The organism is Pedobacter sp. AC402 (assembly GCF_979252805.1).
In genome coordinates this window covers 125727-144770 of sequence record NZ_CEEDAI010000010.1, presented here as the reverse complement: position 1 = coordinate 144770, position 19044 = coordinate 125727, and the positions used below count along the sequence as shown (strand labels likewise).

Below are 19044 nucleotides of genomic sequence, written 5' to 3'. Positions count from 1 at the left end.
CATCTTATCAATTGGCTAAAATGGCTGTAACAAATTAAATTCATTCTCTCAGCCATGTTACAAGATAGAAATAATATTCATATATAAATGTAACATTCTTGAATAAAAAAAAGGAAACAAATTAATGTTCCCTTTTTCAAACCAAATTTAAAAAACCAGGACGGTGAGCAAACCGCCCCAAAAAGTTTTAGTCATTTATTTTAAGGGATCGAAAGCTCCACCCCATGTATTGTTTTGCACTAAGTTGATATTATTATTTAAAGATACCGTTGGAATACCAAAGAAGTAAACTCCAGGCTGATAGGCGATGTTATAGGTATCCAGTTGTTTAGTAGTTACGGTAAAGTTCGATGTGTAAAGTGCATCCAAATTGATGCTTGCAGCAGCATCACGCGAGCCTAATAAATAATCGGTATTAGTGCCGGTATTTTTTAATGCAATGGTTACCCCCATTCTTCTTTTACCATTAAGTACTGTTTCCAGTAATTTACGGCGTCTTAAATCCCAAAAGCGCTTGCCTTCAAATGCAAGTTCTATTTGCCGCTCTTTAATTATGGCTGTAACCAACTGGGGTCCGCTGAGCCCGGCCGTTAATCCATAAAGCCCGTCTGTACCAGCTTCTATCCCTGCTCTTTTTCTTATCGCTATGATGTTGGCGTAAGCTTCCTGGCCTTGCCCTATATTGCCAATTTCAGCAGCACATTCTGCCTGGTTCAGTAATACTTCTGCATAGCGGATTTCCAACCAATCTGTACCTGCATTTAAAAACGTTGCAAGCGTAAGTGCCGGATCTATGGCTTTTCGTAAGTATAAACCACTTGAACTAACAGAGCTTTCTGTTGAGGTTAATACGTTATTTTTACTGTAATAATACGTCCACAAACGGTAATTCGGGTTAGCAGATAGTGGCCAGTTACAGCCGTTATAAGCAATTGTTTGTTCAAATCTCGGATCGCGGTCTTTATAAAATGTGCCCAGGTTATATGGATATTTTGTAGATACACCTATATCCTTACCATCTTTCATTGGAAATGCCTGTGCCATGTCCCAAGTTGGAAGATTTGATCCTCCTGTGGTACCTATATATTTAGGAACAGTTGCATTTGGATAGGTATTATTATTTTGGCCGATATCAGTTGTTGCCGCATTGTAAAGCGTTGCTAAAACTGCTTCAGGGTTACGGGGGGTACTTCCGCCGTTACTGCCTTCAGTAGTCCACATGGTCACATCAAATTTAGGATACAAACCAAATCCATTGGCAGATAATGTGGTTATTGCCTGGGTATTGGCTGTATATGCATCCTGCCACCTCGAAATTAAATTACCAGGATTAAATTCCGGTGAAGCAAAAGTGAGCAGAACACGCCCTTTAAAAGCTTGGGCTGCACCTTTTGTTATGCGTCCGTAATCATCATTTTTTGGCCATCTGGCAGGAATATATTTAATGCAGGAATCTAAATCCTTTGCAATTTGAGCAAATGTTTCGGTTGTTGTATTTCGTGGTAATAACGCAGCTTTTTTTGCATCTTCACCAACTGCATCAAGCGGAACCAGCACAATCGGAACACCGCCATAAAGCTTTACCAATTCAAAATACCTGAAAGCTCTCCAGAAATATGCCTGTGCAATAAATCTATTTTTCACGGCCGGATCTAAAGTACCTGCGTTAACATCCCTGATAAACATATTTATGGTTCTGATTTTCACATAGTTTCCTGCTGTATTTGTGTTGCCCAAATCGGTTACTGATTCGATTGTTGCCGTGCCTTTAACAAATACATTGTCGCCATATTGTTCTTCAGATAGCGAATTTACAGATGCGCTTAAACCACCTACATTACCAAACCAGGCTGGTTGATTTTGACTATAAATATAATCTATACTTAATTTTGTTGTGGTAGAATCATTGTAAACCTGATCGGCAGTAAAGCTACCTAAATCTTGTTTTTCAAGAACTTTTTTACAGCTAAACGTAAGTGTTGCTAAACAGGCTGATGCTATTAATATTGAAATCTTTTTCATGACAATTAATTTTTAAAGGCCAACATTTAAACCGAATGAATATGTTTTAAGCGTTGGGTATGTACCCACCGGGCTTGAGAAATCTCTGTATTTACCTGGAAATGGATTAATAAACTGAACAGGATTTGTAGCCTGTGCAAATACCCTGATACTTGCTATACCAAGCTTTTCTGTTAACTTACTAGGTATTGTATAGGCCAGGTTGGCATTGGTAATGTTAAACTGCGTGGCAGATACCAGCCAAAAATCGGTATTTTCGTAAATACTGGTAAAGTATGGATTTGGATAAGCGGCATTAGGGTTGGTAGGTGTCCAATGATCGGCCCAATAGGCTGGCCTGTTGCCATATACCGATGGGCTTGTACCACTCGGTTTTAAGCCGCCGATACTTGTTTTACCACCCCATGATAAGCCCATTACCACATTTAAACTTAAGCCACTATAACCTACATTAAAGTTTAGCCCCAAATTGTTATGGTTGTTTTGTCTGGAGCTAACAAATTGCCTGTCTTTGGTATCAATAATACCATCACCGTTAACATCTTCATAATTGATCATTCCAGGTTGCAAAATATCATTGAGTACTTTAACCTTTTTAGGATCGTTTTGCACTGCCGATCCGTTAATTCTGTGTGCAATAATTGCATCAGCTTCTGCCTGCGTACGGATGATCCCTAAAGATTTATAACCAATATAACCTCTATCACTTGAGTATCCTGTATTATCGTCTATCGTACCTAACTGTGCTGTAGAAACATCATACTTTATGTTCCGATTATCGCTCCAGGTATAAAAAGGAGTTAAGCTATAGTTGAATTTTCCTACCTGATCGCGATAAGAAACGCTAAATTCGTAACCGAACATGTTTGCCTTCGCAAAATTCTCTGTTGGTACCGCCGCCCCAATAAGTGCAGGCACAGATGAGGTTAAGGTAGACAATAAGCCATACCCGTGTGTCCAGAAATATTCTCCGGAGATGGTTAATTTATTTTTAAGAATACCCAAATCGAAACCATAATTGGTTTTCAGGTATTTGTCCCACACTACCAGCTCATTCGGAATAGCAATATTCGTCCTAATCGCAATGCTTCTGTCTATCTCATTAAAAACAGCACCTCCGCTACTTCCTGTACCTAAATTATATGATGGCAGGTATTGATAGGCTTTAGTTGCATCAGTACCAGTTAACCCTACTGAAGCCCTTAGTTTAAATAAGTCGATAAATTTGAAATTATCCTTAAAGAATTTTTCCTGAGAAACTACCCAACCAGCTGATGCTGCAGGAAAGCCACCCCAATTATGACCCGGGGCAAAACGCGAACTTCCATCCCTGCGGTAAACCAGTTGCAAAAGGTACTTATTGTCATAATCATAATTTAAACGGGTAATTAAAGACTGAAAACCTGTTTCACTTACCTGGCCAGATTGATTTGATGTTTGTGTGCCTACCGTAAAGGTTTGGTAAGGCAAGCCACCGGCAACAATGCCTTCGGCTTGAGCTGAAACGCCTTCTGATGAAAGCTCTCTTTGTTCAAAAAGGGCTAATGCTGAAATGTTGTGTTTACCGAATGAACGATTATAATTTAAACCAGCATTTAACTGATAATTATCTGCAAATATTGGATTCAGCCTGATTCTATCGCCATTTTTGATTGGAAAAACACCTTGAAGCGTGCCTCCCGGAATGTGGTTGTTAGCCCCTAAGCCAGAATACTTATAATAATTAAATGTTGTTCCGTATTGTTTACCGTTAGAACTGTTAATATTTTTATTGATGGTGGCAGTTGCCGTTAAACCCTTAACACCGGGAATTTCATAAGTAACCTTGCCTAACATATTCATTACGTAAGATTTTGAACTTGTAAAATTATCTGAGTTTTGAATTAGGAAGAAATTGATGTTCTCCAAACCTCCGGTATTGCTGGCCCCTAAAACTACAGGATTGCCATTAATGAAGTATTCAGACCAGGGATTAATGTTCTGTAATGTTGCCACATCGTTATCTAAACTCTCTGAAGTACCATTTAATTTATAATAATAACTTCTTGAAGAGGATACATCAGCACTTACTGAAGCTGAAACCGTTAAACGTTTAGATAATTTAGCATCGATACTTGCGCGTAAACCATATTTACTCGAGTTTACCCCTTTAAAGTTTGAATTTTGCGTAACATAATCACCGCCAACAAAATATGTCACTTTATCGGTACCACCACTAATATTTAATGATTGACGGTAGAGATTTGAGGTTTTAAATGCATCTGCAAGCCAGTTATGGTTGTTTTTTGAATAATAATCCAATTCATCGGGTGTATTCCATTGGGTAAGGGTTCTGGTTGGCTCAGGCACGCCGGCAGTTTCAATATAACCATTGGCATTTACAATTTTATTGGTAAGCACTCCTGCACTTGTTTGCTGATAAACCTGTGCATTTAAATAATCGTTTACAAAATTCCCTAATTCTAAACCCGACATCATTTTGGGTAATTGTGTTGCATCAGAAAAACCTACCGAGCTGCTAAAATTAATGCGTGGAGCACCTAATTTCCCTCTTTTGGTTCTAACAATTACTACACCGTTGGCACCAGAAACACCATAAATGGCAGCCTCTGCATCTTTTAGGATAGAAACACTTTCTACCACGTTTTGATCCAATAGATCAAAATCTGCTTGTGTTCTGATTACATCATCGATTACAAATATTGGATTTGTACCTTGTTGACTGTCTTTAGAATATACAATTGGGTTACGCACCTGAATGGTAGTTCCCTGCCCAGGCCGCTGTGTACCTCCTGATACGGTTAAACCAGGAGCAGTTCCACGCAATGCCGCACTTAATGATAGGGCTGGCACATCTTCAATGGCTTTCATGTTCACTGTTGAAACAGCTCCCGTTAGTGTTATTTTTTTCTGGGTACCATAACCTACCACTACTACATCCTCTAGATTCTTATTGTCTGAAACGAGTTTGACGTTAATGGTATTTTGTGCACCAACAGGTATGGTTTGCCTGGTATAACCTATGTAAGAGAATACAAGTACATCTGCATTGGATTTTACCTGAATGGTGTAAACCCCATCTGAATTTGTACTTACATTACTTGGTGCGCCTTTTAAACTTACGTTTACTCCAGGGATTCCCTGGCCGTCGGCCTGATCTACCACTTTACCGGTAACCTTCCTGTCTTGAGCAAAGATTACAGTGCTTGCTAAGATCATAATTAGCAATGACAATGAAAATTTGCGTAAAAATTTTAATTTCATCTTAATATTTGGTTAGTTTCAACTCAATTTGCGGCAGATTTAACCTGCCATTTTACACTACAATTTTTCTCAGCATTTTTAAATGCTAAAATTATACTGATGTAATAACTTGTAAACTTTTTAAGTGGAGGGCGTTAACGGTTTGTAAATAAAATACTCGGTATTTCACCTGATGTATATGGCTTAATGAAAAATTAAGTCATTAACTTTGATAGAAAAATTAATGTAAAATGGGAAATTTGGCTCATTCTTTATTTTGATCTGAATAATTATTTTTGGTTAGAAAGTATATTATAATTCAAATTTGCACCTAAAATTAAACTATTTCATGTATAATTTTGGCCAGGTATTGTATCATATTATCATTGAATAAAAAGCCATCTTTCTGATTTTATGCTAATCAATAACTGGAATACAAGGTAAAAATAATATTCATATATAAATATAATATTTAAATAAAAATATAGTAGAATTTTGTTCGCTACCCGATTATTACACAAAAAACGTTGTTTTAACGTTTATTTTAAGGTTTTGGTAAGGAAATATTTACATAAACACTTGCAGGGTTAATCATAAATACCTTTATTCTAGCTCCCAAAAAATGCTTATGCCAAAAAAAGAGAGCATTTCTGCTCTCTTTTTTAAACCAAATACATAAAATTTTTAAATTTTACCGTTGAACTTTTATACTCACATTAACGTAAGGCCTTTTTTGCAGATCAGCAGTAACTGCATTAATATACATCATACCATATTTACCTTCTGGCGTTAAAAAAAACACGGCGTTACCCGCTGCAATACCATTAGCAGGTAGTGTTTGAGTCGTTTCGTTAAATGTAATTGCCCTTGCTTTGGCCAAGGTTTCTATAGAAGAACCCGAAATTGCCGTTGTAAGGAAGGCAGTTGCCTGCCCGGTAACCGGCTGACTAAATTTAGTAGTCCTTTTTGGGCTAAAGCCACTAATATCATAAACCGTTAGTGGATTTGTAGCTACGCTTGGAGAATATAAATTAACCACCCAGGTTGGCGTTTGAGCTGTTGAATTGGAACCTGGTTTTCTATAAATTCCAAAATCTATCTTAGCCGCATTTGCTGCTGCATTTGTGTAACTAAAACCTGTTGCATCGCTAAGTGAAAAAAAGCTCGGTAATGATTTGGCAACAGTATCCGGTAAAAAGATATCTCTGTTTGCATAAATCATAAAACTTGGATTTACATCAACGGTTACTTTTTTGTATCCATCACCAATGTACACTCCTTTTTCGTTCAAAGCACAAATGCGATAGCTTTGTTTACCATCACGAAGTGCTGCTGCCGGGAAAGTTGTATTTGGTAGTTTAATCACTGCCGAAAAATTTCTGCGTTGGGTAGGATCTGTAATTGCAATGGTATAACGTGTAGATTGTTGTGTACCTGCAGAAACCTCAAACACATAAGAATACATATCTTCTTTAGCAGAATTTAAGGTGAAATCAATCCATACCTCTTCCTTGTCGTTAATTACTTTATAATCGGTAACACAACGTGGATCGCTGTTGTTGAAAGTCACTGTTACATCTTCGAACATATTAAATATGTTTGCCGACTCTTTTTTACAGGATGCGCAAAAAACTAAGCACAAGCCAATGAGTACCTTATAAATATATTTAGTTTTCATTATTTTAATTTTTAATCAGATCAACTGAACATTTATTCTTTAATATTAATCAAGCGGGTCAAATGTGCCACCAGCCCATCCAACTGTAGGAAGGATTTTATTGCCAAAACTTACAAAATCATTATGGAAGGTATAGAAATAATGAAATTCGGGCACATTATATGGTAGATAGGTTGTATTTGTAACCACCACATTTTTAAAATACTTGGTATAAGTGGCTTTATCATTAATATTTAAAGTTTCTCTGAACAATGTTGTACCTCCTGGAACTGTTGGATCTTCTAACACCTTTTTATCTTTTTGATCTGATCCTGATGGTGGATTTACCAGCTGCACTTCCAATTTAGCCATATTCCCTGTTAACAAATGCATGGTGCGCGATCTTCTTAAATCTGAATTACGTTTGTTCTCGAACGCGAATTCAATTTGTCTTTCGTTCAGTATTAAGTTGCGCAATTGTGGCGTACTGCCAGCCAAGGCAAGTCCATAATCAGAATCGCCTGCTACTACCCCAGCTCTCGTGCGGATCTGTCGTACCAGATCTTTTGCACCAGCTATATTTCCAGTTTCATTCAAGCAATCTGCATAATTTAACATTACTTCAGCAAATCTAAGCTCAATCCAATCCATCCCGCTTCCGCCTCCGATAGAGTTATTGTAAACAGATGCACTTGCTGTTAAAGTTGGTGTAGAAAATCGCTTAACATATACAGCGTTTCCACTACTTTCGCCGGTTGCTAAATTGTAAGTCCATTGTTTTCTATTTGCATTTCCACTTAAAGGATATACCGATCCGTTTGTGGCAAAAGTAGCTTCGAACCTTGGGTCTCTGTTTTGCCAGAACATGGTAGCATCATATGGAAAAGCTGTAGAGGTATTTAATGGTTTCCCATCTTTCATTGGATAAGCATCCAACATTTTTGTAGTTGGCATATAAAACGTATTCGGACTTCCACCTTCAGATGATGGTCTAACACGTTGTTCGATTCCATTCGCCCCTGTTTGGTATGGTGTTTGAGTAGGTTCTAACCAGAATTGCTTCTGTATTGGCGGTACCTTCTACCCGGAAAATATCCAAATAATTCGGCATTAATTTTTTACCTGCCGAAACACACATATCATAAGCTTCTTTATTGGCAGTTAAAGCATCAGCCCATCTTGATGCCTGGTAAGGGTGCTTTGCATCATTTAAGGGGTTAAACTGCGGACTGGCCCAATACAATAACACTTTCGCTTTTAAGCAGGTAGCAATTAGCTTGGTAATTTTACCTCTGCCATCGGCATCATTCGGTGTAAAGCCTTCGAGTAGAATAATTGCGTTGTTTAAATCACTTAATATTGCAGCAAAACATTCTTTGGCAGGCCTTCTCCCCTCATCGTAAATGGTATCATCTCCCTGCGGTTTTAACGGAAGTGGAACACCACCATAAACCTTAACCAGTTCGAAATAGGTAATCGCTCTAAGCGCATAATACTGCCCAAGCAATTCATTCTTTTTTTGCGTAAGCATTGTACTCGTTGGAAGATTGGCAATGGCATCATTGCACCGGGCAATATCCCAGTATTTGTTTTGGCCAGGGTTACCACCATACGTATTACCGGTATACCTCGCATCATTATTTCCTAACATACCCTGCAGCCCGAGTGCTGCTTTTGCATTTGCATCACCATCCGGAAAGTAATTTTCATCACTTGCATAATGAACACCATAACGATCAGGAACCAGTTGCAAAGGAAATTGATACATGGCTACATCGTACACCCTGTTAAGGTGTAACTGTACTGAACCATCATTATCCCAAATGGCCTGATCGATACCGCCAGTATCCGGCAGTAAGAAAAACTCATCTTTATTTACACAAGCCGGTAAAAGTGCAGCTAATGTTAAAATAGCTATGGCCTTTTTTATATTGTTTTTTAATTGATTAATCATTGCTCAAAAAATTATAGGTTAACACTCAATCCTAATGATATCGTTCTCAACATTGGATAATCCCAGGCACTTGAGGTGTATGGATCTTTATAAGGTAGAGGATTTACAATGGTCCAAAGATTATTTCCTGTAAGTAGAATCCGGGCTCCACCAATTCCTAATCTGCTTGCAAACGCACTAGGTGCCTTATAACTTAAAGTCATGGTATTGATCCGGATCATGGTGCCATCAACAGCCCAAAAATCAGAATTTATGCCCAATGATGGATCATCAAACCTAGGATATTTACCTTCTGTTGGATTTTCTAAAGTCCAACGATCTGTCCATATCGTTAAAGTATTTCTGGTTTTTGAGGGTGCTGTTCTTGCTCTGCTATCGTAGAAAATTTTGCCACCAAACCTTGCATTAATGTTGGTGTTTAAACTGAAGTTTTTATAGGTTAAATTTAAGGAAATACCAGAAGAAAAAAATGCATTTGTGTTGTTGTACAATGGAGATAAATCACTATCTGAGATTACGCCGTCAGCATTTGTATCTTCATAATATAACCATCCAGGTTGTGGAATTCTATCGTAAACCCTGTAATTCGGATATTTTGCCATCCAGGCATCTACTTCTCCCTGCGTTCTGAACGTGCCCAGGTTTCTTAAACCGTAATTGCTTGTGTTGTATTTGCGTGGGTCGGTACCGAATAATTGTAAGTTAGGAAAGGTGTTGTTAATTAAGTTTCCTGGTGTGTAAAGGATTCTATCTGTAACAGAATTTCCATAAGAAAAATTCATGCTCGCGCTTAGGTTCCAATCTGTAGCAAGTTTTGCTTTATAACCAATACTGAACTCAGAACCCCAGTTATAAAGTTGCCTGTAGTTTAATACAGGTGCTTGTGTGCCAAAATATTGTGGATATTGATTGTTTGCACCCAACTCAAAACCATCGTAAGTATAATTTTGAAATGCCTCAATACTAATATCCAATTTGTTGTTAAACATCGAAGTTTCTAAACCAACATTTATTGTTCGTTTCTTTTCCCAGGTAATTTCAGGGTTTGCCAAACGCGAACGGTTTAAACTGTTCGAATTGGCATTGCCGTACACGTATCCATTGGTTACATCAATCTGAAAACGATCTTGCCATAACCGTACACCAACACGGTCATCACCAGTAATACCAACGTTTGCTTTTAATTTAAGGAAATTGATAAAGCTGAGCGCATTGCTGTTTTTAAAGAACTTTTCCTGACTCACCACCCATCCTATTCCAATGTTTGGCGATACACCCCAACGGTTGCCCAATGCAAAGTTAGATGAAGCATCAATACGGGCGATACCTTCGATGAGGTATTTTTTATCAAAATCATAACTAAAACGAGCAAAACCAGAACGCTTTGAAACTGCTGTTTTATCTAAGTTTGATGCCACCAATGTATTAATATCATAAGCAAAATATTGATCAACACCTGGGATGAGGCTGATTGGTGTAACGAACAGTTGAATTTTGTGAATTGCCCTCACTTTGCTCTGCACCAGCCAAAAGACTAAAACTATGTTTTGCGATTGTTTTTGCATATTGAAGCGTTAGAAAAAACTGATAGCTGTTGTTATCAATTAAGCCTGGGGTATAACTTGAATTGGCTGCACTTGTTGGCTGAAAGGTGGCCGCAGTACCCACCGGTGATTGATTGGTGAACAATTCGAGGTTATTACCTCTTTTAGCAAAATTGTAAAGTGTAAAAGGTGGTATATATTGTGTATTTTTTGATGAGCCACTTGACTGTGAAACCTGGCCTTTAATTATAAGTCCTTTCAAAAAAGTTGGCTCATATGTTAATGCTGCATTGATGCGGTAAGATTTATTGGATCCATTATTGTAATAACCAGATTCTGCAACAGCTAACGGGTTGATATTACTGGTGTTAACCCCATTAACATTATAATTTACAAATTTACCATCAATACTAATCGGAACCCATCTTGGAACAGTTATCAGCCTTTCAAAAAAGGGAGCATCATTATCTTGTGCATTATGGTGCAGTTCCTTTGTACCATAATCAACATTAAAGTTTACATCAGCTTTTAAACCGTTGGCTAATGTTGCAACTACACCACTTCTAAATGAATATTTATTGAACTTCATCCCTGCATAGTTTCCATTTTCTCCCTGGTAACTTCCTCCTGCAAAAAAGGTAATTTTATCACTCCCGCCAGAAATACCGATGTTATGTCTTTGTGTAGTAGCTGCTTGCCAAACTTCATCGTACCAGCTTTTATAATCCAGCGTTTTGATATATTCTAAATCCTCAGGAGCAAAATATTCTGATGCAGCAGCACCTTGTGAGCGGAAGGTATCATTTAATAATAAAGCATGCTCATAACCAGATAACATTTTTGGAACTTTAATCGCATCAGAAACACCCACATAGCCGTTGTAGGTGATGCTTGGTCGGCCTATTCTACCTTTTTTTGTTGTAACCAGCACAACCCCTTTAGCACCGGCAGCGCCATAAATTGCAGCAGAGGCATCTTTTAAAAATGTTAAATTTTCTATCATTGAGGCGTCAATATTATCAAAAGCCTCTCTTGTTACCGTAATATTATCTACAACATAAAGCGGTTCATCTGTGGTACCAGCCGCGGCTGTAGTGGTGGTAGAATTTCTAATATTTAATGTTATTGGCGAACCCGGTCTACCTGAAGATTGACTTACACCAACACCAGCAATCCTGTTTCTCAATGCTCCTGCTAAATTTGGCGCAGGAATATCCTGAAGTTCAGCCCCGCTAATGGTTGCTACAGCTCCTAAAATTTCTGATTTTTTCTTCGTTCCGTAACCGATAACCACAACCGCTTCATTATCTAAACTCTGACTATCTTCTACAAAGCTTACGGTTACATTGGTTTTGCCTGCCAGTGCAATTACCTGTCTAACATAACCCACATAAGAAAATACAAGTGCATCTGTTTCAGGATTTGCAATTAAAGCAAATTCACCTTTATCATTGGTGCTTACATTATTGGTTTTACCGCGGATTCCAACGGTAACTCCAGGAACGGGTTGCCCATCTTTTTTGTCTACCACTTTACCTGTAATCTGCTTTTGTTGGGCAAAAACAGCGGTATATGTGAATAACATGAGCACTAAAACCCATGAGGTTTTTCGTAAAAATTTTAAGTTCATATTTGTTATTTGGTTAGTTTTTTATACTAATTAGATTTATTTTATCCTTAATTGAGCAGCATTTGCTTTATTAAAGAGTAACATATCCATACCTGGCAAGCTTGATGTTGCCAGTTAAAGTTTATCCAATAAAATTTTCCGGTTAAGGAGGTGTTGTCTGGGATTCTTTTTGCTCATAAAGCTTGCTAGTTAGGCAAAGAATCGGATAGCGTTTTAAATTTTCGGCGAACGAAAATTTTTTAATTTAGATTTCTCATATCTTTTTTTTTATAAAATTTAATTTTGGTTAGAAAGTATAATTCAGGGCTTACTATAACCTTGAAATATGGGTATTTTATTAATAAACAGTTAAATATTATATCATTTTAGCAAAGGATGTAATACACTAACTATTAACTATTTAATGAGTTATTTTCTTTAAACAAGATACAATTAAATTCATATATAAATGAAATATTCTTAAATAAAAAAGAAAAAAATAATGGAGCATTTAAATCTGCTCCATTATGTATATTAATTTACTTGTGCTTTCGCTTTTCTTCGCTTCTCCCACTCTGCTCCTTCTTTCTTCAAATCGTAGCCAGCAGCAGATAGGTAATTATTAATTCTACCTTTATATTTACCAAACCAGGCATGTTTTTTATCTGATGATTCTGCATCCATTGCATGCTCCCTGGCCTCGGTTAACCAGGTTAGAATTTGTTTTTTCTGATCATCTGTTAATGTTAAAATTTCTTCCTGATAAGCCTTGTAAGTAATGGGCAGTACATTGTAAGTCATGCCGTTTTTAACAAGTTCAACCTGCTCATTTGTTAATTGTGCAGACAATTTGCTGATGTATTTTTTGTGGAGTTTTGCAAGCGATGTTTCTACAATGCGAGCATCTTTTGCAAGTGCCGAGTCGCGCTCAACCTTATTTTCTTTGTTTTTCTCTTTAATCTCTTTAACACGAATATCCCTTGCAGCATAAATATCGTTTAACGCACTATACTGATCCCTGATAATCCCGGTAACTTTTTCAGTTTTCTTGGCATCGGTAATGCCTATATTGGTCACAATTTTAGCAGAACGTCAGTAATCATTTTGGTATAAGCCTCTTTATCGGCTGGGGTATTATTTTGAGCGAAAATTGCCGTAATGCTCGAGCACGTTAACAGTAAGGCTAAAATTGATGATTTCATGTTGTTAATTTTAAATTGAATTTCTTTTTTTATTAAGGTTCACATCTCCGCAGAAATGCACTTTTAAGCCAAGTTCATCTAATGCAGCAGCTTTTATCCTGCAAGCCTCATGTGCTCCGGCTTCATAATTGGTGTATACCACCTGTATGTGGTTGGCTTTATGTCTGGCCATCAACTGGTCGCGACTCACTCCTTTTAAAATGGCGTGCATAATTGGCCATTCAGGCGTTGTTCCATCCCATCGTCTGTTTGTTTCTGCATCAGGCAAAGCTACCACTTCGCCAACACCTAAATCGCAATGAATTTCATTATCCATAATGTATACACGGCTCCAAACAATAAAACCGGGTTTACTGATACCTTTTAAAGAGCCGCCACCTAATCTGAAATACATGGCAGGTTGCCTATCGCTGCTTGCGCCTGCATAACCATTAATAAAATGTGCTGCTGGTGCTGCGCCCGAAATCAGGAATAACCATACAAAACCATCTACTTCCTCATTTTTATAATATTCGCCCCAACGGATATCATGTAAAGTGTTTTCGCCAGTCATGCCCAATTCTTTCCAAAGATTATAGGTTACCAAAGCATCCAAACCGGCACATTCATCCACTTCGTTAAAATGTGGTAGTGCGCGTTTGGGATAAAGCGCTTTCCCATCTATAGAAAATACCGGTGGCCGGTCTTCATTATTTAATAAACCCTCTACCAAATCGCTGGCCACGGTTAAATCTTTTAAACCTTGTTGGTATTGTATGCCAATGGTGTCGCAGCTAAATTCATCAGCAATTCTTACCGCTGCAATGTACATTTTGCACTGTTCAAGGGTTTGTCTTTTGGTTAACTCGGTTTCTTCATTAGTGCCCCAGTTAAAAGTCATTCCCTTTTGTAAAAGCCAGTCTAAAACAGACTCAGCTTCTACATTTGTTACTTGTAACATGGATGCGTAAAGTGCTGATTGACTTAACCGTTCTTTAAAGAATCCGGTTTTATGAAGCAGTTCGTCGGGGATGATAGCATTGTACATACCCATGCAACCCTCATCAAACACGCCCATTATTACTTTGCGTGCTTTTAAATTTCTGGCAAAGGTTCTACCTATCTTATCATCACTGGTTGGAATTTTACTGAGGGCAAAACTTTTAACATGGCTTTGATCGTAGCTAACTTTACCTGTAGAGAGCCATTCCTGTAATCCTTCAGTGAAAAAGTCGTCAGTAAAATCTTCACTCCATAAAGTGCTGTAAGGGATAGCTGCTTTGGTTAAACAACCATTCAGGTTTAACATGCCCACTAAACCGGGCCATTGGCCGCTCCAGTTTGCTACTGTTAAAATAGGTCCGCGGTGCGTGGTAAGCCCCGCAAGTACGTGATGAGAGTATTGCCAAACACTTTCTGCTACAATTAAAGGCTGCTCAGGATCGATATTTCGAAAAATATCCATACCCATCCTTTGCGAATCGATAAAGCCATGTTTTTTTGTTGAATTGTAAGGATGGGCGCGTTTAACCTTCCAACCAAACTGCTCGATTGCTTTAGTTAGTTTTTGCTCCATTTCCAATTGGGCAGGCCAGCAGTTTTGATTTGCCGAAAGCCTTAAATCCCCGCTAGAAACCAATAGAATTTCTCCTTGTTTACCCTGTCTCATATTTTATTAATGAACAAATTATTTATATAAAAATAATTCGTCAGCTTATATTTTGGTTAAGCCTATAAGGCTATATACAAAACTCAACAATGAAAAACATAATTTTCTAATGGTTTTTATCAAATTAATATAGGATGTTATCATTAAACTAATTAACTTTAACCCGCTCTGGTACAATTTATATTGTAATATATACAGCACTAACCAAATATTTACAAGTAACATGAAACCTCATTTTCATAAAGTTCCGATTACCTTACAAAGTTCCTTTAGCATCCGGCATGATATCAAACCTGATTTTGGTAACATCTGGCATTACCACCCTGAACTGGAATTGCATTATGTAATAAAAGGTGAAGGCGTTCGATTTATTGGCGACAACATCAGCAATTTTGTGCCTGATGAGATGGTGCTTTTAGGTGAGAACTTGCCACATACATGGCGCTGTAAAGATGAGTATTTTCAAAATAATCCAGATTTAACCACTGAAGCCATGGTGATTCATTTTTTACCCGATTGCCTGGGCAAATACATGCTTACTTTACCTGAAGCTTACCTGATTCCGAAGTTATTTGAAAAAGCGAAAAGTGGCATGGTGATAAAAGGCAAAGCGAAAGACAAACTGGTTGATTTAATGAGGGCTGCTGTAGATGCGACAAATTTAGACCGCATTATCATTTTGTTATCAATTTTAAAAACTTTGGCCGAAACGGATGAATATGCTACCATTGTAACGAGTAAAAATACCTTTTATCAAAGTAATGAATCTGAAACACTCCGCATTAATAAAATTTGCAATTATACGCTGAGCAATTATAAAAAGGACATTACACTTGAAGAAGTAGCATCATTAAGTAATTTAAGCGTGACTTCTTTTTGCAGGTATTTTAAGCTAATGACAAAGAAAACCTTTTATGATTTTCTGATCGAAATAAGGGTAGTCCATGCCTGCCGTTTCCTGATTGAGAACAAATTACCCACCGAAATGATTTGCTTTGATTGCGGTTTTAATAATGTTTCAAATTTTTACAGGCACTTTAAAAAGGTTACCGGAATGACACCTTTGGATTATAAAAGGAAGTATTTGAATTAATAGATCCTGAAACAAGTTCAGGATGACGACCGCGTTAAAAGAAGATGAATAAACAAAAATCAGCAATAATTAGATCCTGAAATAAGTTCAGGATGACGACCGCGTTAAATGATTGGTCGTCATTCCCGCGAAGGCGGGAATCTTAATGCAAAAGAAAAAAATAACCAAAACATTGCGATTATCAATCAGCTTGGAAAAGATAAATAACTAAGAATCAGCAATAATTAGGTCCTGAAACAAGTTCAGGATGACGAACGCGTTAAAAGAAGATGAATAAGCAAAAATCAGCAACAATTAGTTCCTGAAACAAGTTCAGGATGACGACCGCGTTAAAAGAAGATGAATAAGCAAAAATCAGCAATAAATTCGGTCCTGAAACAGGTTCAGGATGACGACCGCGTTAAAAGAAGATGAATAAACAAAAATCATCAATAATTAGGTCCTGAAACAAGTTCAGGATGACGAACCGACAAAAACTTATATAAAAACCTTAATATTTAAATTATTGCGAAGCAAGGTATAATCATCAAACAAAGTTTCTACCTCTTTTACTACACTTGGCGTAAATGAACCTACATTTCTGCGTGTAAAAGTAGAAATATTGAGTCCGCGTTTTTGCAGAAAATATTTCGAAACCACAGGATAAACATTATGCATTACATCCATATTATCAATCAAGAATTGTTGCACCACCTGTACTTCATCTTTAAAAGCTTCATCATTGTAATGGTCGCACAGCCAAACAATTAATTCTGGAAAATAATTTCCTTGAATGCATGATAAACCAGATGCACCAGCTTTTAAAGATTCTACTGCATGAACGATATAAGCGTCATACAATCCAAATGTGCTGCCTTCTGTCAGTTTCAATTTTTCTTTAATCTGATTCAGATCCAGGCAGGTATCTTTATGGTAAATTACCCTTCCAGTTGATACGAAATCGGCCAATTGTTGTGGTTTCAATACTCTTTTATAAGGTACCGGGCATTCGTAAAATCCCTAAGGGAATTTTATCTGTTTGGTTTAAAAGATCAAATACCCTTTCGTTAAAAATCTCATCAGATTCCGTTTCATCAGCCAACAAGCTGGTAATGGCAATTACCGCCTCTACACCTGTATTGCTTACTTCTTTTACAAAATCTGCCTGTTTACTTATTTCACCTCCAAATGTTCCGGTAGCAACAACCGGCACTGCTCCATTAACTACTTTAATTACATGTTTTATAGCCTGGATTCTTTCCTTATCATCTAACTCGAACATTTCGCTCGATAAACAATTTGCGAATAAGCCCGATGAGCCAGCTTGCAGGTAAATTTCTGTCAGCTGTGTAAGCGCCGGGTAATCTATGTTCCCGTTGTTTAAAAAAGGCGTAAGCATGACCGGGATGAACCCTTTTTGTGAGTTTTCCATTATAATATGATATGGTAAAATTTTCTATATAATTTGCCTGGATAAGTTCTAAAAGAATCTTAATTGGCGGTTTTAGTTTTTTGTTTTTTAATTTTCGTCAGGAAAAGTCCTGTTAAAAAAATGGTTAAAGTGCCAACCACGATAATCATATTTTTATGCAAGGGATTTCTAAAAGCTTCATATTCCGGAGGAAGAAGTGATGAAAATGTCATCCATATAATTACGGCTATTCCGATTATTGTTGCAGTGATGGCTTCGTGATTTTTAGTTTGCCTGCTGATAATCCCCAGGAGGAATAAACCAAGCATTCCTGCGGCAAAAATCCCCGATAATTCCCACCAAACGTCTAAAATGCTTTTTACTCCAATCATGGCGATGCCGGCAATCATACCGAGTAAGCCAAAGCCAACAGTTGCCAAATGCAAAAGTGATAAATTCTGCTTTTCGGTGATACCTGGCTTAAAATACCTTTTATAAATGTCGACCGAAAATACCGTAGCCGAGGCATTCATTCCGGAACTGATGGTACTCATTGCTGCTGAAAGAATGGCCGAAACAATCAATCCAACCAAACCTACCGGAATTTTAGTGACCATAAAATGGGGCATAATTTTATCACCATAATCTGCTGGTTGTAATGCATTTTGTACCTTCAAAACCTCAGCGGCCGAAGCATGTAAAGGCAAACGCTCAATCGCTACCTGGTGCTTAATCGATTGTACCAGATCAGGATTAATCTCGTAATAAGCATACAAGCAAGATCCTATAATAAAAAACAGCAAGGATGCAGGTATATAAAGCCATACGCATAACCAGATCGACTTTGAAGCGGCTTTACTTGATGATGCTGTATGGTATCGCTGAATGTAATTCTGATCCATCCCGAAGTTATTCAGGTTGATAAAAAAGCCATAAAGCAGCACCACCCAAAACGAAGAACCAACAAAATCAAGCTTAAAACTACCTAAACTGAATTTTTTGGCCGATTGTCCGATCTCTACAATCTTCGAAACCCCTCCCGGCATATTTGAGATGATTAAATACAGAATCAGTAATGCGCCAAAAGTTTTCACTACAGCTTGTACCACTTCTGTCCATATTACCGCTTCAATTCCTCCTAAAACAGTATAAACAATGATACAAATGCCCATTACAACCATAATCATCTGCATGGAATAACCCGTAAGTGCTTGTAAACTCAAGGCGATTCCAAAAAATATCGATCCCATTCTGGCCAGTTGCGTTAACAAAAAGCACACCACTGCATATACTCTTGCCCATGCTCCAAAACGTTTTTCTAAATGAGTATAGGCCGATATTTCACCCGTATTCCGATAAAAAGGAACAAAGTATTTTGAAGCAATCCAGGCGGCCAATGGCATTGAAATACTGAACACAAATGCATTCCAGTTACTACCAAAAGCTTTTCCAGGTACGCCTAAAAAAGTGTTACTGCTTAAAAATGTTGCATAAATAGATAAACCTATCGCCCATCCGGGGATCAGGCCCGAAGCTTTTGTAAATTGCTCGGAGTTTTTATTTTTCCTCGAAAAATAAACCCCAACTAATATCATTCCAACAAGATAAATGAAGATAATTGCAAGATCGACTACAGGAAGTCCTTTCATTATTTGTTGGCTCGTTTATTAATTTGGTTAAAA

Annotated in this window: 13 protein-coding genes; 1 reads left to right on the top strand and 12 read right to left on the bottom strand. The window is 37.6% G+C overall.

What is annotated here, in order from left to right; all coding sequences use genetic code 11:
* Positions 1-195 precede the first annotated feature (195 nt).
* From AC0IWE_RS18225 to AC0IWE_RS18185, 9 genes are all read right to left on the bottom strand, one after another.
* Positions 196-2022, bottom strand: a complete 1827-nt coding sequence (locus AC0IWE_RS18225; protein ID WP_471794176.1) for a RagB/SusD family nutrient uptake outer membrane protein — start codon at positions 2020-2022, stop codon at positions 196-198.
* A 12-nt stretch (positions 2023-2034) separates the two neighbouring features.
* Entirely contained in the window at positions 2035-5286 is a 3252-nt protein-coding gene (locus AC0IWE_RS18220) for a SusC/RagA family TonB-linked outer membrane protein (RefSeq protein WP_471794175.1), read from the bottom strand.
* A 670-nt stretch (positions 5287-5956) separates the two neighbouring features.
* Positions 5957-6943: a hypothetical protein gene (locus AC0IWE_RS18215; RefSeq protein ID WP_471794174.1), complete on the bottom strand. Its 987-nt coding sequence runs from the start codon at positions 6941-6943 to the stop codon at positions 5957-5959.
* Positions 6944-6988: 45 nt separating this feature from the next.
* Entirely contained in the window at positions 6989-7930 is a 942-nt protein-coding gene (locus tag AC0IWE_RS18210) for a RagB/SusD family nutrient uptake outer membrane protein (protein WP_471794234.1), read from the bottom strand.
* Positions 7914-8876 carry a RagB/SusD family nutrient uptake outer membrane protein gene (locus tag AC0IWE_RS18205; RefSeq protein ID WP_471794173.1) on the bottom strand — a complete coding sequence of 321 codons (963 nt, stop codon included), beginning with the start codon at positions 8874-8876 and terminating at the stop codon, positions 7914-7916. The genes AC0IWE_RS18210 and AC0IWE_RS18205 overlap by 17 nt, the downstream gene beginning before the upstream one ends.
* A gap of 11 nt (positions 8877-8887) precedes the next feature.
* Positions 8888-10387, bottom strand: coding sequence for a SusC/RagA family TonB-linked outer membrane protein (locus AC0IWE_RS18200; RefSeq protein ID WP_471794172.1), 1500 nt, complete (start codon positions 10385-10387; stop codon positions 8888-8890).
* Positions 10326-12050, bottom strand: coding sequence for a SusC/RagA family TonB-linked outer membrane protein (locus AC0IWE_RS18195; RefSeq protein ID WP_471794171.1), 1725 nt, complete (start codon positions 12048-12050; stop codon positions 10326-10328). Before AC0IWE_RS18195 ends, AC0IWE_RS18200 begins: the two co-directional genes overlap by 62 nt.
* A gap of 513 nt (positions 12051-12563) precedes the next feature.
* Complete coding sequence (locus tag AC0IWE_RS18190; protein ID WP_471794170.1) at positions 12564-13106, bottom strand: DUF3826 domain-containing protein; 543 nt, start codon at positions 13104-13106, stop codon at positions 12564-12566.
* A 135-nt stretch (positions 13107-13241) separates the two neighbouring features.
* A complete protein-coding gene (locus AC0IWE_RS18185) occupies positions 13242-14879 on the bottom strand; it encodes a fucose isomerase (RefSeq protein ID WP_471794169.1) in 1638 nt (545 codons plus the stop codon).
* Positions 14880-15102: 223 nt separating this feature from the next.
* On the opposite strand from AC0IWE_RS18185, the gene AC0IWE_RS18180 reads away from it, so the two are divergent.
* Positions 15103-15972, top strand: a complete 870-nt coding sequence (locus AC0IWE_RS18180) for an AraC family transcriptional regulator (protein WP_471794168.1) — start codon at positions 15103-15105, stop codon at positions 15970-15972.
* 477 nt (positions 15973-16449) lie between these two features.
* Here AC0IWE_RS18180 and AC0IWE_RS18175 read toward each other — a convergent pair whose 3' ends face one another.
* The 3 genes from AC0IWE_RS18175 to AC0IWE_RS18165 are packed head-to-tail and all read right to left on the bottom strand — an operon-like array spanning position 16450 to position 19011.
* On the bottom strand, positions 16450-16935 hold the full coding sequence (locus tag AC0IWE_RS18175; RefSeq protein ID WP_471794167.1) for a dihydrodipicolinate synthase family protein: 486 nt from the start codon (positions 16933-16935) through the stop codon (positions 16450-16452).
* A 7-nt stretch (positions 16936-16942) separates the two neighbouring features.
* Entirely contained in the window at positions 16943-17383 is a 441-nt protein-coding gene (locus AC0IWE_RS18170; protein ID WP_471794166.1) for a dihydrodipicolinate synthase family protein, read from the bottom strand.
* A 59-nt stretch (positions 17384-17442) separates the two neighbouring features.
* Positions 17443-19011 carry a sodium:solute symporter family protein gene (locus AC0IWE_RS18165; RefSeq protein WP_471794165.1) on the bottom strand — a complete coding sequence of 523 codons (1569 nt, stop codon included), beginning with the start codon at positions 19009-19011 and terminating at the stop codon, positions 17443-17445.
* Positions 19012-19044: the final 33 nt, after the last annotated feature.

Coding starts and splice junctions, on each gene's coding strand:
- AC0IWE_RS18220 (WP_471794175.1), bottom strand. CDS start 5,286: ATGAAATTAAAATTTTTACGCAAATTTTCATTGTCATTGCTAATTATG.
- AC0IWE_RS18165 (WP_471794165.1), bottom strand. CDS start 19,011: ATGAAAGGACTTCCTGTAGTCGATCTTGCAATTATCTTCATTTATCTT.
- AC0IWE_RS18215 (WP_471794174.1), bottom strand. CDS start 6,943: ATGAAAACTAAATATATTTATAAGGTACTCATTGGCTTGTGCTTAGTT.
- AC0IWE_RS18225 (WP_471794176.1), bottom strand. CDS start 2,022: ATGAAAAAGATTTCAATATTAATAGCATCAGCCTGTTTAGCAACACTT.
- AC0IWE_RS18180 (WP_471794168.1), top strand. CDS start 15,103: ATGAAACCTCATTTTCATAAAGTTCCGATTACCTTACAAAGTTCCTTT.
- AC0IWE_RS18185 (WP_471794169.1), bottom strand. CDS start 14,879: ATGAGACAGGGTAAACAAGGAGAAATTCTATTGGTTTCTAGCGGGGAT.
- AC0IWE_RS18195 (WP_471794171.1), bottom strand. CDS start 12,050: ATGAACTTAAAATTTTTACGAAAAACCTCATGGGTTTTAGTGCTCATG.
- AC0IWE_RS18170 (WP_471794166.1), bottom strand. CDS start 17,383: ATGGAAAACTCACAAAAAGGGTTCATCCCGGTCATGCTTACGCCTTTT.
- AC0IWE_RS18205 (WP_471794173.1), bottom strand. CDS start 8,876: ATGATTAATCAATTAAAAAACAATATAAAAAAGGCCATAGCTATTTTA.